This is a genomic window from Chryseobacterium binzhouense (assembly GCF_007474545.1).
Taxonomy (GTDB): domain Bacteria; phylum Bacteroidota; class Bacteroidia; order Flavobacteriales; family Weeksellaceae; genus Chryseobacterium; species Chryseobacterium binzhouense.
This window is the reverse complement of sequence record NZ_VKOG01000008.1, coordinates 1-14,650: the sequence shown is the minus strand read 5'-3', so window position 1 is coordinate 14,650 and position 14,650 is coordinate 1. Positions and strand designations below refer to the sequence as shown.

15 protein-coding genes and 1 riboswitch are annotated in these 14,650 nt (G+C 33.9%); of the genes, 10 read left to right on the top strand and 5 right to left on the bottom strand.

Annotation, left to right across the window (positions count from 1 at the left end):
• Positions 1-21: 21 nt before the first annotated feature.
• The 4 genes from FNE73_RS15340 to FNE73_RS15325 form a co-directional block, all read right to left on the bottom strand.
• Positions 22-1,104 (bottom strand): chorismate mutase, encoded by a 1,083-nt coding sequence (locus FNE73_RS15340; RefSeq protein WP_143885439.1) that lies wholly within the window; start codon positions 1,102-1,104, stop codon positions 22-24.
• Positions 1,105-1,387: 283 nt separating this feature from the next.
• Positions 1,388-1,690, bottom strand: a complete 303-nt coding sequence (locus FNE73_RS15335; RefSeq protein ID WP_228430162.1) for a hypothetical protein — start codon at positions 1,688-1,690, stop codon at positions 1,388-1,390.
• Positions 1,691-2,004: 314 nt separating this feature from the next.
• The gene (dnaX, locus tag FNE73_RS15330) at positions 2,005-3,087 is read right to left on the bottom strand and encodes a DNA polymerase III subunit gamma/tau (RefSeq protein WP_143885437.1); all 1,083 of its coding nucleotides are present in this window, start codon (positions 3,085-3,087) and stop codon (positions 2,005-2,007) included.
• Positions 3,088-3,184: 97 nt separating this feature from the next.
• Entirely contained in the window at positions 3,185-3,814 is a 630-nt protein-coding gene (locus tag FNE73_RS15325; RefSeq protein WP_089744845.1) for a TetR/AcrR family transcriptional regulator, read from the bottom strand.
• A gap of 232 nt (positions 3,815-4,046) precedes the next feature.
• Positions 4,047-4,112, top strand: a riboswitch (Fluoride riboswitch).
• A gap of 28 nt (positions 4,113-4,140) precedes the next feature.
• On the opposite strand from FNE73_RS15325, the gene FNE73_RS15320 reads away from it, so the two are divergent.
• Positions 4,141-5,445, top strand: a complete 1,305-nt coding sequence (locus FNE73_RS15320) for a voltage-gated chloride channel family protein (protein ID WP_143885436.1) — start codon at positions 4,141-4,143, stop codon at positions 5,443-5,445.
• A 56-nt stretch (positions 5,446-5,501) separates the two neighbouring features.
• Here FNE73_RS15320 and FNE73_RS15315 read toward each other — a convergent pair whose 3' ends face one another.
• Positions 5,502-7,298 (bottom strand): hypothetical protein, encoded by a 1,797-nt coding sequence (locus FNE73_RS15315; RefSeq protein WP_143885435.1) that lies wholly within the window; start codon positions 7,296-7,298, stop codon positions 5,502-5,504.
• A gap of 184 nt (positions 7,299-7,482) precedes the next feature.
• On the opposite strand from FNE73_RS15315, the gene FNE73_RS15310 reads away from it, so the two are divergent.
• The 9 genes from FNE73_RS15310 (at position 7,483) to FNE73_RS15270 (ending at position 14,481) form a co-directional block, all read left to right on the top strand.
• Complete coding sequence (locus FNE73_RS15310) at positions 7,483-8,151, top strand: MarR family winged helix-turn-helix transcriptional regulator (protein ID WP_143885434.1); 669 nt, start codon at positions 7,483-7,485, stop codon at positions 8,149-8,151.
• Position 8,152: 1 nt separating this feature from the next.
• On the top strand, positions 8,153-9,619 hold the full coding sequence (locus FNE73_RS15305; RefSeq protein ID WP_185147363.1) for a phytoene desaturase family protein: 1,467 nt from the start codon (positions 8,153-8,155) through the stop codon (positions 9,617-9,619).
• A gap of 11 nt (positions 9,620-9,630) precedes the next feature.
• Positions 9,631-10,467, top strand: coding sequence for a phytoene/squalene synthase family protein (locus FNE73_RS15300; RefSeq protein WP_143885433.1), 837 nt, complete (start codon positions 9,631-9,633; stop codon positions 10,465-10,467).
• 99 nt (positions 10,468-10,566) lie between these two features.
• Positions 10,567-11,016: a hypothetical protein gene (locus FNE73_RS15295; RefSeq protein WP_143885432.1), complete on the top strand. Its 450-nt coding sequence runs from the start codon at positions 10,567-10,569 to the stop codon at positions 11,014-11,016.
• A 2-nt stretch (positions 11,017-11,018) separates the two neighbouring features.
• A complete protein-coding gene (locus FNE73_RS15290; protein WP_143885431.1) occupies positions 11,019-11,495 on the top strand; it encodes an SRPBCC family protein in 477 nt (158 codons plus the stop codon).
• Positions 11,492-11,950 carry a sterol desaturase family protein gene (locus FNE73_RS15285; protein WP_143885430.1) on the top strand — a complete coding sequence of 153 codons (459 nt, stop codon included), beginning with the start codon at positions 11,492-11,494 and terminating at the stop codon, positions 11,948-11,950. Before FNE73_RS15290 ends, FNE73_RS15285 begins: the two co-directional genes overlap by 4 nt.
• Entirely contained in the window at positions 11,951-12,643 is a 693-nt protein-coding gene (locus tag FNE73_RS15280; protein WP_143885429.1) for a lycopene cyclase domain-containing protein, read from the top strand.
• Positions 12,630-13,919 (top strand): cryptochrome/photolyase family protein, encoded by a 1,290-nt coding sequence (locus FNE73_RS15275; protein ID WP_143885428.1) that lies wholly within the window; start codon positions 12,630-12,632, stop codon positions 13,917-13,919. Before FNE73_RS15280 ends, FNE73_RS15275 begins: the two co-directional genes overlap by 14 nt.
• A gap of 145 nt (positions 13,920-14,064) precedes the next feature.
• Positions 14,065-14,481, top strand: coding sequence for a hypothetical protein (locus FNE73_RS15270; protein WP_143885427.1), 417 nt, complete (start codon positions 14,065-14,067; stop codon positions 14,479-14,481).
• Positions 14,482-14,650: the final 169 nt, after the last annotated feature.

Here is a 14,650-nt window from a genome sequence, read left to right as displayed (position 1 = left end):
AACCTATTGATGAGATTGTCCTTATTTTCTGTCTATCATAATATTATTCTGCACATCAATAGACTCTTCGTGGATGGCTTTGAATATTTTTTCAATAAATTCTTTAGACAAACCCGTCTCGGAAGCTTTCTGAACAGCATATTCATTGATAATCTTCCATCTGTCCGGCTGAAATATCGCAATATCATTTTCTTTTTTGAGTTTTCCAATCTTTTCAGAAATTTTCATTCTTTGAGAAATCAGCTCAATAACCTGAAAATCCAGATCAGAAATTAAGGTTCTGTGTCTGTCCATTTCTTCTTCAAAACCAGTCAGATCCGGATTTCTGAGTTTCAAGTCAGAAATCATTCCGCCTAAAACTTCAGGAGTAATCTGCTGAGCTGCATCACTCCATGCTTCGTCCGGATTGCAGTGACTTTCGATCATCGCACCCTGATACCCCATATTAAATGCTTCCTGAGTAATTCCAGCCAATCCGGTGCGGTTTCCACAAATATGTGAAGGGTCGACAATCAATGGAATATTTGGGAACTGACTTTTAAAATCCAAAGCAATCTGCCAGTTGGGATTATTCCTGTACTTTGTTTTCTGATAAGTAGAAAATCCACGGTGAATGGCTCCAAGATTCATGATATTTTGTCCTAAAAGTCTTTCTAATGCACCAATCCATAATGCCAAATCAGGATTCACAGGATTTTTGACCAAAACAATCTTTTCTGTTCCTTTCAAAGCTTCAGCAATTTCTTGCACAGTAAAAGGATTTACTGTTGATCTGGCTCCAATCCAGAGTATATCAACATCAGCTTTAATGGCTGCATCTACGTGATGTGCATTGGCAACTTCTGTTGCCGTAAGAAATCCGAATTCTTCTTTTACTTTTTTTAGCCAATTGAGCCCAATTACTCCTACCCCTTCAAATCCGTTTGGTTTTGTTCTGGGTTTCCATATTCCGGCTCTAAAAATCGGGACATTGGTATTATTTTCTTTTATTCTTTTTGCTGTTTCCAGCATTTGCTGCTCACTTTCGGCACTGCAGGGTCCTGCAATGATGAGTGGCTGCTGAAACTGCTCTATCCAACTGTTTTTTAACTCTCCTAAGTTCATTCAATTAGTATTTATTTAAAACTGTAAGCGTATCAATAGTAGATACGTATGTTATTAATGTAAAAAAATCAAGATTAATGTGTAAAAAGATATTTCTATATCTTTCAGGAAAAATGTTTATTGATAACAATAACCATTACTATTTTTGCGGCAATATGTGTCTGCAAAAAAGAGATTACCATCCCGCCAATAAGCAGAATGATCTGAATAATAATAAAAAACTCTAGTAAGTTTCAACTGAATGGTATCTAAAATTTGATAAATCTTATACAAATATATCAATTTATGACAAATCAAACTTCATTAAATCATCAAGATCTTTCAGAAGCGGATTCATTTCCACAAATTTTTCAAAAATTTTCTTTTTGGTAACTACTTCAATCTTTAAATTTTCATGGTCTTTTTTAAACTGAAAATCAATAGAATGGTTATTAACCTTATGCTTAAAATGGTTAAAAAATTCAATACTTATTTTATCAAACTCATTTTTAGCAGAATCAGAAGGATAAGAAATCAGAATAACTTTTTCCTCTATTTTAGTTAGCTTAAAAGCTTTAATAGCATTAAAAACTACAGGATCTTTCAACCTTAAATTCTTCAGAAGCGTCGTCCATTCATTCTGAAGATCTGTTTCAGTAAAATGATTTTCCGGAAGCTTTTCTGAAACTGTATGATCTGTAACTTCTGTGCTTTCGGTTTTCTCTTCTTTATTAAGAAATGAATTGATACTAAAACCTGATGAAATAGTGGTTTTTGATAAGGGTTTCGATACCTTTTTAATTTCTGCAACCTTTTTTTCGTCAGGATGATCAATAGGAGCTTTTTCTTCTTTTTTAATTTCCTGTATTGCTGCAGGTTTTAGAACAACTTCCTGTTTTTCGTCAAGAAACGGCGATAATATTATAAACTTTTTTTTTTTGCATCTAATCCCGCAGAAATTGATGACAGCTGCATCAAGGCAATTTCTACTGTCAATCTCGGATTTTTAGAATTTTTATAATTAATATCAGCGTGATTACAGATCTCGATTCCGTCAATAAGATTTTGAGGACTCCAGTTTTTTGCCTGTTCTACAAACTTAAGTTTAGTCTGCTCTCCTACTTCGATTAAATCTATCGTAGAAGCATTTTGTGCCATCATCAAATCACGGAAATGATTTCCAAGACCGGCAATAAATAAGTGTGGATCAAAACCTCTCTTTACAATTTCATTAAAGGCAGCCAAAACTTCAGGAATCTTGCCTTCTTTTGCCAGATCAGCAATATTAAGATACTGATCATAATCCAAAATATTAAGTACTTCCGCAGCTTTTGCCAAAGTAATATTTTTTTGGGAAAAAGTAGAAAGTCTGTCAAAAATTGACAGTGCATCACGAAGTGCACCATCTGCTTTCTGCGCAATAAGATACAAAGCATCATCTTCGTACTTGATGTTTTCTTTTTCCGCAATTTTCCTTAGGTGATCCTGAATATCAAGAATGGTAATTCTTTTAAAATCATAAATCTGACATCTGGATAATATGGTCGGAATAATCTTATGCTTCTCTGTAGTTGCTAAAATAAAAATAGCATGCGCAGGAGGCTCTTCCAGCGTCTTTAAAAAAGCATTGAATGCGGCAGAAGACAGCATATGAACCTCATCAATAATATACACTTTATATTGCCCAACCTGCGGTGCAAAACGCACCTGATCGATAAGTTCACGAATATCATCTACCGAGTTATTGGATGCGGCATCCAGTTCATAGATATTGTAAGCAAAACCATCCTCAGAAACAGAACCGTCTTTTTCGTTTATTTTTCTTGCTAAAATCCTTGCACAGGTTGTTTTTCCGACACCTCTCGGTCCGCAGAAAAGCAGAGCCTGTGCGAGTTGATTTTCTTCAATAGCATGCTCTAAAGTATCTGTAATATGAGATTGCCCAACTACGGTATCAAACTGTTGCGGACGGTACTTTCTTGCAGATACGATAAAATTTTCCATTGGTCAAAAGTAAGAAATATAGTTTTAATCTGAAAGTATAAAAAATTCAAATTTTATATTAATACTCAAAAATAAATGTAAAGTCTATAGCAATAAATTATTTTCTCTGATATGCAAAATCTATAATATCTGTAATGGCTTTCTGAATTCTGCTTCTGCCTTCTTCAGACTTCAGATCCAAGCCACAGAATGTAGTTCCGTTATAAGCGCTGTACAAATTAAGATGGTAAATACCGCCAACCAAAAGTGCAGCAATTGCACGGAAATCTTCTGCCTGATCACCGAAATGCGGATCGGTAATATTCTTAAACATTTCCTCTCCTACCTCTTCTCTCTTTTCAAAGATTTTTCTCAGAGCGGGTCTGCTTTCAGATAATTCCCACACGATAATCTTCTGAAGTTCTTTGTTCTTTTTCAAACCTTCAAATTGGTTGATCAATGCCATTTTAGACATTTCCTTACCTCCGTCTGAAAAATCAACATCCATTTCTTTCTGATCTAATCGGCTCCAGTAATCCTGAGATTTAATATACTCATCAATTAACTTGTCTGTGCTGCCAAAATACTCATAAATAAGTTTTTTGTCAAAACCTGCAACAGCAGCAATTTTACTAACCATCAACCCTGAATAACCTTTTGTTTTCAGAATTTTACCAACCGCATTCAGCAGTTTCTGCTTTGTTTTTTCTTTGTCCCTGATAGGACCTTGTACAACTTTTCTAGGCATCGTTTTCAATTTGGGTTCTAAATTAACTATTTTTTTTAACATAACAAACGTACATCTCAAATATGAGAATTGATTTTGTTTATCACTTATATACGAATTCTTTATAAAAATGGTTTTAACATAATATTAGAGGGAAATTCTATCTGAAATAATTCACAACAGCCGACGAGAAAAAAATTTAATCCTATCAAAAATATATTTTTGTTCTTCTAAAAATTTATTTTAATTTTGTTGATTATAAGGAAATGGTGTCTTCCTTGACCAACCGCTTTTCGAAGCTGATGGCGCCTGATTAATTGAATGTTTAACATTTAATCAGGAACTATATGACTAAAATTAACAAGACACTTTTCAGAATTTTAAAAATTCATTTTAATATTTTTTTCAGAAAATATCCCTCGTCGATTTTTATATTAAAATGGCTGTTTATAAGCCTCGTAACAGGTATTTTAATCGGCAGCGCTTCCGCATTTTTCTTAAAATCATTAGAATGGGCAACAAATTTTCGTGAAAACAATCAATGGATTATTTTCCTTTTACCTTTAGGCGGTTTTTTGGTGGGTTTACTGTATCATTATTACGGCAAAGACGTAGAAAAGGGAAATAATCTGCTGATTGACAATCTTCATCAATCTGGTAAAACCATTCCTTTTAAAATGGCTCCATTCGTTTATATCGGAACCATAATAACTCATCTTTTCGGAGGCTCTGCAGGTCGTGAAGGAACTGCTCTTCAAATGGCAGCTGCTATTGCTGATCAGTTTTCAAAACCTTTCAGATTGACAAAAGATGAAAGAAAAATTTTGATCATAGCTTCCATTTCAGCAGGATTTGGCTCGGTATTCGGAACGCCATTGGCGGGAGCAATTTTCGGACTTGAAGTTTTCCTCATCGGAAGGATAAAATACAACTCTCTGTTTCCTGCCATCGCAGCATCGGTGATTGCAGATCTGGTCACGAAGCTCTGGAAAGCCCATCATACTCATTACCACATTAATTTTGTTCCGGAAATAAATTTTCTCAATATTCTTTATGCAGTTTTAGCAGGTATTTTGTTTGGAATCTGTGCAGCTATTTTCAGTAAAAGCCTTCACAGAACAAGCCTATTTTTTAAATCTAAGATACCATATGCACCTTTAAGACCTTTTGTCGGGGGAATTATTGTAGCTTCGGCAGTTTTTCTGACAGGTACAACAAAATATATCGGATTAGGAATTCCAACCATTGTGCAATCTTTTGATCAACAGCTTCTGACATATGATTTTGCAGTCAAAATGATCTTTACCATTATTACTTTAGCTGCAGGATTTAAAGGTGGCGAAGTTACTCCCCTATTTTTTATAGGTGCTGCTCTGGGAAATGCTTTAGCCTTTATGATTCCTTTACCTTTAGCACTTTTGGCAGGAATGGGATTTGTAGCGGTGTTTTCCGGAGCAACCAATACCCCAATTGCATGCACAATCATGGCGATAGAATTGTTTGGAATAGAGTACGGAGTATATGCTGCTATTGCCTGTACTGTATCTTATCTTTTTTCAGGGAAAAACAGCATTTACCAAAGTCAGATAATAGGCGAACCCAAAAACAGCAGATTTACCGGTGATATTGGGAAAAGATTGAGCGATTTGTAATTTCTTTATAAAAATAAAGCTGCATTTATATAAACACAGCTTTTATTTGTTATACATTATAAGTTCGAAGTTAAGACCAGAAATTCATTTTCAAAAATATTCAGCTGGCTCATTATTTTTTGACGATCATTTAAAAAGAATGATGTTTTCTGAAAAAGTATTTTATAATAGGTGATTCCTTCCAGAATATTTGTTTTAAATGTTTTCCATTTCTTTTTTTGTGAGACTGTAGGTTCCGGAGAATCAGCCATTTCTTTTTCCAGATGTCTGATATACATTTTGAGCTCATTGATGAAAACATTCGGACGGTTTTTATCCGAAATTACATTTTCGGCTCCATAAATATGCTGTACCATTTCAGCAAGCTTAAGCTCTCTGTCAAAATAAGCCAAATTGGGTCCAGGACAAATGACCACACCCTGCTTTTCCCCTTTTATTTCTATATCATTATCTATATAAGCAGAATTCACAAGTCCTACGCAAAGGCAGGCTTTTTCTGTAATTTCCATTTTTTTGTTTGAAAACTGTTGGTTGCTTAAAGTTTCTTTCTGAGATTCAAGTTCGCTGATCTTGATATCCTGATATTTTTTTGACGCAGTACAAATCCCTTGCGGAGAATATTCTTTGCTTAAAGCAAGTAACTTTTTAGGACAAGAACTGCCAAATTTATCTTTAGCTTCTTTCCGTCTTTTTATCAGCTCATTTGAAGTACCTTTTACCGTATTAAAAGGAACTCCTAAAGGAGAAATATTACTAAGATAATAATCTTCTTCTTTAGATTCTGCCAAAAGATTTCTGGTTTCCTGATCTACACAGGTTGCTTCAGGCACAAGTAGAAACGGAGAACCCCACCCTACACTGCTGACTTCATAATTATCCAATAAAAACTGATGTTCTTCAGCTGTTCCTACACCGCCTTGTACAGTTATCTGTAAGTCAAGCGGTTCAGAAGGTACATATCTGCCTTTCTGTTCTAGCGCTTTTATCATCAGAGAATGAGCAGAAGAAACCAATTCTAATTTCTTGGTTTTAAATTCTTCCAGAATTGGTCCCAAAAGTAAACCATCTGTTGCAAAAGCGTGACCTCCACAATTAAGACCGGACTCTATTCTGTATTCTGAGACCCATAATCCCTTTTTTGCCAGAAAATTGCCCTGAATCATTGCTGAGCGGAAATCACTCACTTTAAGAATAATTTTCTTTTTAATGAAATTATTTCTGTCAGGATAAAAATCATCAAACTCTTCTATGTAACTGTACAATCTTGGATTCATACCTGCTGAAAGCACAAGAGATGATGACAGCCTGCTTTTTGCAAAACCCCGCAGCGAAGCGTGGGCATCGTTAAAAATCACAGGGAGCTGTTCGTTATTTTTATAATTGTCTTTATCAACTTTCGTCATGATATTCACATCAATATTTCCGGGAGAAAAATTTTCTTCAAGGAAATTTTTAATATGTGAACTCAGAAAATCTCCCTGATTCAGAAATTCTGCCAATCCTTTTTTCAAATCTGAATATTGCGGAATTAAAGACATAAACTGTTGTAAAGACTCCTTGCTTTTAGAAACATCTTCTTTTAATGTTTCAAATTTTCTACTGATTATCTCATCCATCAGATTCAGGTAATCTGTTATTCTTCTGGCTCGGTAATCCTCTGTTTTAGAAGATATTTCCGGGTAAGACAAATTAAATTTTCTGTTGTAGAAGTTTTTCATTTTCTCAACAATTTCATCATCAATGATTGAAACAACAGAAGATATACCGTATTGGGCAACGCGAATAGGACTGTCTATAGTGTAAGCCAATCCCATAACAGGAATATGAAAAGTGTGTAATGGTTTTTTGATCATTATTAAATAATTAATATTGAGCTTCATAATAAATGAAGCTGATTTGATCTGAAAAACCTATAACTCGCAGCAAAACTACAACGATTATATAAATTATGCAACAAATAAAAAATGAAAAAAAATAAAGTATATAAATATACTTTATATACTAATTTTAGTATATTTGTATACTTTTATACTACAAATGAATTACGATTTGACTAAAGATATTATCCATTTGCTGGAAGAGTTTGATTCCGAAAATAAAAACCATCACTATACTAATGACATTGATGGCTTTAAAAATTGGATTTTTGATAATCATCAGAAAAAAACAACTCATCAATCTGTAGCATGGGTAGGAAAAGAAAACGGGAGAAGCTCAGAAAGTGTGATCAGCACCTTACTTGTGCACCTCAACAGATATGCTAAAACTTATTCAAAGTCAGCTATCGCTGATTCAGATTTTTCAACACAGGAAGAATTTATTTATCTCATCAATCTCAGATCATTCGGTGAAATGTCTAAAACAGAGCTGATCAGAAGAAACATTCACGAAAAACCAGTTGGTATCCTTACGATCAACAGACTTATCAAACAGCAATGGGTTGAGCAGAAAAATTCACCTGATGACAAACGTTCCAAATTAATCAGTATTACTCCAAAAGGTATTGCTGCACTGGAAAAACAAATGGATAAAATACGCAAGGCTACAAAAATTGTGAGTGGAAATCTTACTGAAGCTGAAAAATTTGAACTTATAAAGCTTCTAAATAAGCTTGATCATTATCATAATGAAATTTTTGGCAGAAATATTGACACAAAAAATCTATTAGATACCATATTCTCAGAATATTCATTCAATAATAATTAATATGATTAAAAAAACAGCAATTATCGGTTCAGGATTTTCAGGACTTTCAGCAGCGGCTTATGCAGCTAAAAACGGTCATGAAGTTCATGTTTTTGAGAAAAACAGCAGTCTCGGAGGAAGAGCCAGGCAATTTTCTACCGACAATGGCTATGTTTTTGACATGGGACCAAGCTGGTACTGGATGCCCGATATTATCGAAAACTTCTTCAAAGATTTTGACAGAAAAACATCAGATTACTATGAGCTGGTATCTTTGGATCCGCAGTTTGAAATGGTTTTTGAGGACGGAAATATGTCATTGCCTCAATCTTATTCGGAAATGAGAAATCTTTTTGAAGATACAGAACAAGGTGCAGGTAAAAAACTTGATGAGTTTATGAATGATGCACAGTATAAATATGAAGTAGGCATGAAGGATTTTGTTACAAAACCTTGTCATTCATGGATGGAATTTGTATCTCCGAAAATTGCCAAAAGTGCTTTGAAACTTGATCTGCTTTCTAACTTCCACCGTTTTGTTAGAAAATATTTTAAGCATCCTAAATTGATCATGCTCATGGAATTTCCGGTAATTTTTCTGGGTGCTGCTCCTAAAGATATTCCCGCACTCTACAGCCTGATGAACTATGGAGGCTACAAACTCGGAACATGGTATCCGATGGGTGGATTTTATAAAGTAATAGAAGCAATGTCTGAAGTATGCATTGAACAGGGCGTGCATATTCATCTTAATTCAAACGTAGAAAAAATCAACGTAAGCAATTCTAAAGCTCAGTCTGTAACGATCAATGGAAAAGAAATCAGTTTTGATACAGTAATTGCATCATCAGATTATCATCATACAGAAGAAAATTTAATTCCGAAAGAATATAAAAATTACACCGAAAGTTATTGGAAGAATAAAACATTTGCACCTTCCTGCCTTATATACTATCTTGGTTTTAAAGAAAAAATACCAAACCTTAAGCATCATACATTGTTTTTTGAAAATGATCTGGATCTGCATACAACAGAAATTTATACCGATAAAAAATGGCCTACAAAACCTCTTTTTTATGCTTGCTGTCCTTCTAAGACCGATAAAAGCGTAGCACCTGAAAACGGTGAGAATGTTTTCCTATTGATGCCGATCGCAACAGGAATTAATGACAGCGAGGAAATAAGAGAAAGATATTTTAAAGAAATGATTGAAAGACTTGAAAAACATACGAAAACTTCAGGTCTTCTTGATAAGATTGCTTATAAAAAGAGCTATTCCATTAAAAATTTTATGGAAGATTACAACGCATATGAAGGAAACGCCTACGGTTTGGCAAATACGCTGAATCAAACCGCAGTACTAAAACCTTCATTAAGAAACAAAAAAATAAAAAATCTCTTTTACACAGGTCAGCTTACTGTTCCGGGACCGGGCGTACCGCCATCCATTATTTCAGGAAAAATTGCCGCAACAGAAGCTTCCAAATAAACTATAGAATTATGAAAAAACTTTTCGACGAACTTTCTTACAAGATCAGCAAGCAGACCACCCAACAGTACAGTACAAGTTTTTCACTTGGAATTTTAGCGCTGTCTCCTCAAATCAGAAATTCCATTTATGCTATCTACGGTTACGTAAGACTGGCTGATGAAATTGTTGACAGTTTTCACGACTACGACCGCGCTACTCTTCTCGCCAGATTCCGTGAGCAGACCAATCAGGCTCTGGAAGAAAAAATTTCTCTCAATCCTATTTTACAGTGTTTTCAGGAGACTATTCACCGATATGATATTGACAGGCAGCTTATCAATCAATTTCTGAAAAGTATGGAAATGGATCTTCAGAAAATTGATTATGATTCAGATCTTTACAAGGAATATATTCTGGGATCTGCTGAAGTAGTCGGATTAATGTGTCTTCATATTTTCGTGAACGGTGATAAAGAACTTTTTGCGATGCTCAAACCTTCTGCAATGAAGCTTGGTTCTGCTTTTCAGAAAGTAAATTTTCTTCGGGATATGAAGGATGATTATCAGGTTTTGGGAAGATGCTATTTCCCGAATGTTGATATTTCTTATTTTGACAATATCGTGAAAGCTCAGATTGAGCAGGAAATTTATGCTGAATTTAAAGAAGCACTGGAAGGAATCAAAAAACTTCCGCCTTCATCAAGATTTGGAGTTTATCTTGCGTACCGCTATTACATTTCATTATTCAGAAAAATTAAAAGAACTTCTGCCCATAAAATTATTAACCAAAGAATAAGAATTTCCAACGGAAGAAAGTTTTCTTTGATGATGAGCAGCTATGTGCAATATAAAATGTCTTTGTTTTAAACAAATAAATGAGAAAACAAAAACAAGTAAGAAAACAATTAGACATACTGAGCCATTATGTTAGGTTGTATATAACTTAAAATAACAAAAGATCTACGTATGAAAAAATTTATATCTGCAGTTGTTTTTTCTCTGACTACTTTTGCTTATGCCCAAAATCTTGATCTGATCAGAAAAAACTATCAGAAAGCGGTTGAGGATAAAAAAGTTTGTAAAGAAATGATCTTTCAGTTTGAGAAAAAAAATAATACGGGAATTGAACTTGCTTATTTCGGTGCATTTCAGGCAGTATGGGCAAAACATACGAGCAATCCTTTTGAAAAACTGAATTCTTTTAATAAAGCTAAAAAAAACATAGAAAAAGCATTACAACAGGAACCTGATCATCTGGAAACCATTTTCATAAGATATTCGGTTCAGAAAGAAAGCCCTGCATTTCTGGGATATAAAAACAACCTTAAGGATGATAAAAATCTGCTTTCGAGGAATATAGACAATATAAGCAATCCTTTTCTGAAAGACATGATCATCCAAATTTTAAAAAGTTAAAAATGATTCATCAACTCTACCGCGAACAGCAACTTAACTGTACAATAGATGAAGCATGGCGTTTTTTCTCGTCTGCTAACAATCTTTCTAAAATCACTCCGAAAGAAATGAACTTTATTGTACGTACCCAACTTTCTGATGATAATATCTACAAAGGAATGATCATTGATTATTTCGTATCACCAATGCTGAACATCAAAATGTCTTGGCAGACAGAAATCACCGAAGTAGATTTTCAGAAGAGCTTTACTGATTTTCAGAAGAAAGGTCCTTACAAACTTTGGAATCACCGCCATGATTTTATTGAGAATGAAAATGGCGTTTTGATGAAAGATACTGTAGATTATGAATTACCTTTGGGATTTTTAGGAGAGATTGCTCACGGTCTTTTTGTGAAAAAGAAACTTGAGCATATTTTTGATTACCGCACCAAAGTCTTAGAGGAAATGTTTAACCAAAAACAGAATAATAAAGCATGAATTTCCTGATTGTTATTACTACTTTTTTTGTCATGGAAGGAATTACGTGGCTGGTTCATAAATACGTGATGCACGGTTTTCTGTGGTCACTTCACCGCGATCATCATGATCACAGCAATGAAGGAAAAATGGAAAGAAACGACTATTTTTTCGTGATTTTTGCAGTACCAACCATTGCCATGATGTATTACGGAACGATCAACAATTTCAACGCCCTTTTCTATATCGCTATAGGAATTACCCTTTACGGAATGGCTTATTTTTTTGTACATGACATCTTTATTCATCAGCGTTTCAAGATTCTTAAAAATACAAAAAATCCTTACCTCCTCGCTATAAGAAGAGGACATAAGCAGCACCATAAGCATACCGGAAAAGAACATGGAGAGTGCTTTGGATTTCTATGGGTTCCGGTAAAATATTTTAAAATGTTTTTCAATAAAAGCAAAGCTTAAATGTGGCAGTACACTTACTTAGCAATTAATTTTTTTACCATTATTATCTGTTTCATTTTTTCTTTTCATCCAAAGATAAAATTTAACAGACATTTTAAGGCATTTATAATGGCTTCAGTTCTTGTTGCTTCGGTTTTCATAGCATGGGATGTCTGGTTTACAGCCAATGGAGTATGGTGGTTTAATGACCGGTATCTCATCGGCATAAGACTTTTCGGATTACCGCTGGAAGAACTGCTGTTTTTTATCTGTATTCCTTTTTCATGTGTATTTACGTATCATTGTCTGGATAAATTTTTTAAACTTGACTGGAATGTAAGTATTGAAAAAATATTTGTCATTGTTTCGGCAGTTGTATGTTTTATCATTGCTTATTTATTTAAAGACAGGATTTATACACTCGTTACATTTACTACAACAGCAGCAAGCTTATTGATTCTTTATTTTGTTTTGAAAGCCAGATGGATTGGCAAAGCATCTTTCGTCTACCTTATTCTGATGCCTGGTTTTTTTGCAGTTAACGGAATACTTACCGGAACCGGATTAGAGTCTCCTATCGTAAATTATAATTCTGGTGATTTTATAGGATTCAGAATGCTTACCATTCCTGTTGAAGATACAGTGTACGGATATGAAATGATTTTATGGAATTTGTTTTTCTTTTATAAGTTTAAAAAAAATGAGCAGGATTAATATATTTTGGTTCAGGAGAGATCTTCGTCTTGATGACAATACGGGATTAAATGAAGCATTAAACTCCAACCGGAAAGTAGTTCCGGTTTTTATTTTTGATACAGAAATTTTGGATAAGCTGACCAATAAAGAGGATAAAAGGCTTGATTACATTCACCAGTCTCTGGATCTGATAAATAAACAACTGAAAGAACATCACAGTAATTTAAAAGTGTATCACGGAAAACCCTTGGAAATTTTCAAAAAAATCATCAGTGAATTTGATGTCGAAACCGTTTTCTGCAACCGTGACTATGAACCTTATGCCAGAAAAAGAGATCACGAAATTTCGGAATATTTAAAGGAAAATAATATTGATTTCAAAGATTATAAAGATCAGGTAATTTTTGAGAAAGATGAGGTAGTAAAAGATGATGGTCTACCCTATACAGTTTATACTCCATATTCAAAAAAATGGAAAATTCTTCTGAAAAAAAACGAAATAAAAATATCTTCTGCCAATTTTAAAAACTTCCAGACGCAGGAATTTAAAGAAGTACCGGATTTAGAAGATATCGGATTTAAAAAAACAGATTACAGATTTGTAAAGCCTCTATTAGATGAGAAAAAATTAGAATCTTACGATAAAAACAGAGATTTTCCGGCATTAGATGATACAACAAGACTGGGAATTGCACTTCGTTTCGGAACAATTTCGGTGAGAGAATGCGTAAATTATGCTACTAAACATAATGAAATATGGCTGAATGAATTAATCTGGAGAGAATTTTTCATGCAGATTCTTTATCATTTTCCTAAAGTCACTAAAAAATGCTTTAAAGAAAAATATGAAAATATTGAATGGAGAAATGATGAAAACGAATTTAAACGCTGGTGCGAAGGTAAAACAGGATACCCGATTGTAGATGCGGGAATGAGGCAGCTCAATGAAACAGGATTTATGCATAACCGTGTCCGTATGATTACCGCAAGTTTTCTTACCAAGCATCTTCTTATCGACTGGCGATGGGGTGAAGCCTATTTTGCAGAAAAACTTTTAGATTACGAGCTTTCTTCCAACAACGGAAACTGGCAATGGGCAGCAGGATGCGGATGCGATGCAGCTCCTTATTTCAGAATTTTTAATCCTTACGAACAAACAAAAAAGTTTGATAAAGATCAAAAATACATTAAAACCTGGCTGTCGGAAAAAGATATGAACATCTCTCCTATCGTTGACCATAAAACAGCAAGAGAACGCACTTTAGAAACATATAAAAAAGCCGTTTCGAATTAATATTAAGAAAAATTTTCGCTTAATTTTCAACTAATTAGAAAAATATTAAAAAAAATGTGACTTAAAATGCATAAATTCTGATGTCGGGCATAGTATTTGTAAATACTGTTGAAGTATGAATATTAACGCCACACACCAAAATATTATGAAAGTTACAGATTTAAAAATTAAAAATCTGGTTGAGTACAATAACGAGATTTTTACTATTGCAGAAATTTTTCAGAATAATAATGATTATTTTGTTAGAATTGAGAACGAAAATCACACAGTTTCACTTCCTGCCGAGCAGATCAATCCAATCAGAATTACAGAAGACTGGCTGGAAAAATTTGGTTTTGCCAAAACTTATGCATCTACTCATCAGATTCGTTATGAAAGACCTGAAGCATTCATTAAATATGACATTGACCTGAGTTCAAAGAAGATTGTAGAAGGACTGAAAATTTATGGTAACAATATCAGATGTAAATATATTCATGAATTTCAGAATATATTCTCGTGCCTTTTTGGTAAAGATACCAATCAAATTTTCAAGAACTCTTATCATAAAGCAGCAGTATAGAACCTGCTGATTTCAAAGACCAATCAAATTATATATATTTTAACTTTCTCCGGCAGTTTTTTGTCGGGGATTTTTATTTATAGGTAATGTGGTCAAAAATAGTTGGTGCTTTTGACAAAAATAATTTGTAATATTCTGCGGTTGATTGGAAGAGGAAATGAGCAATGCA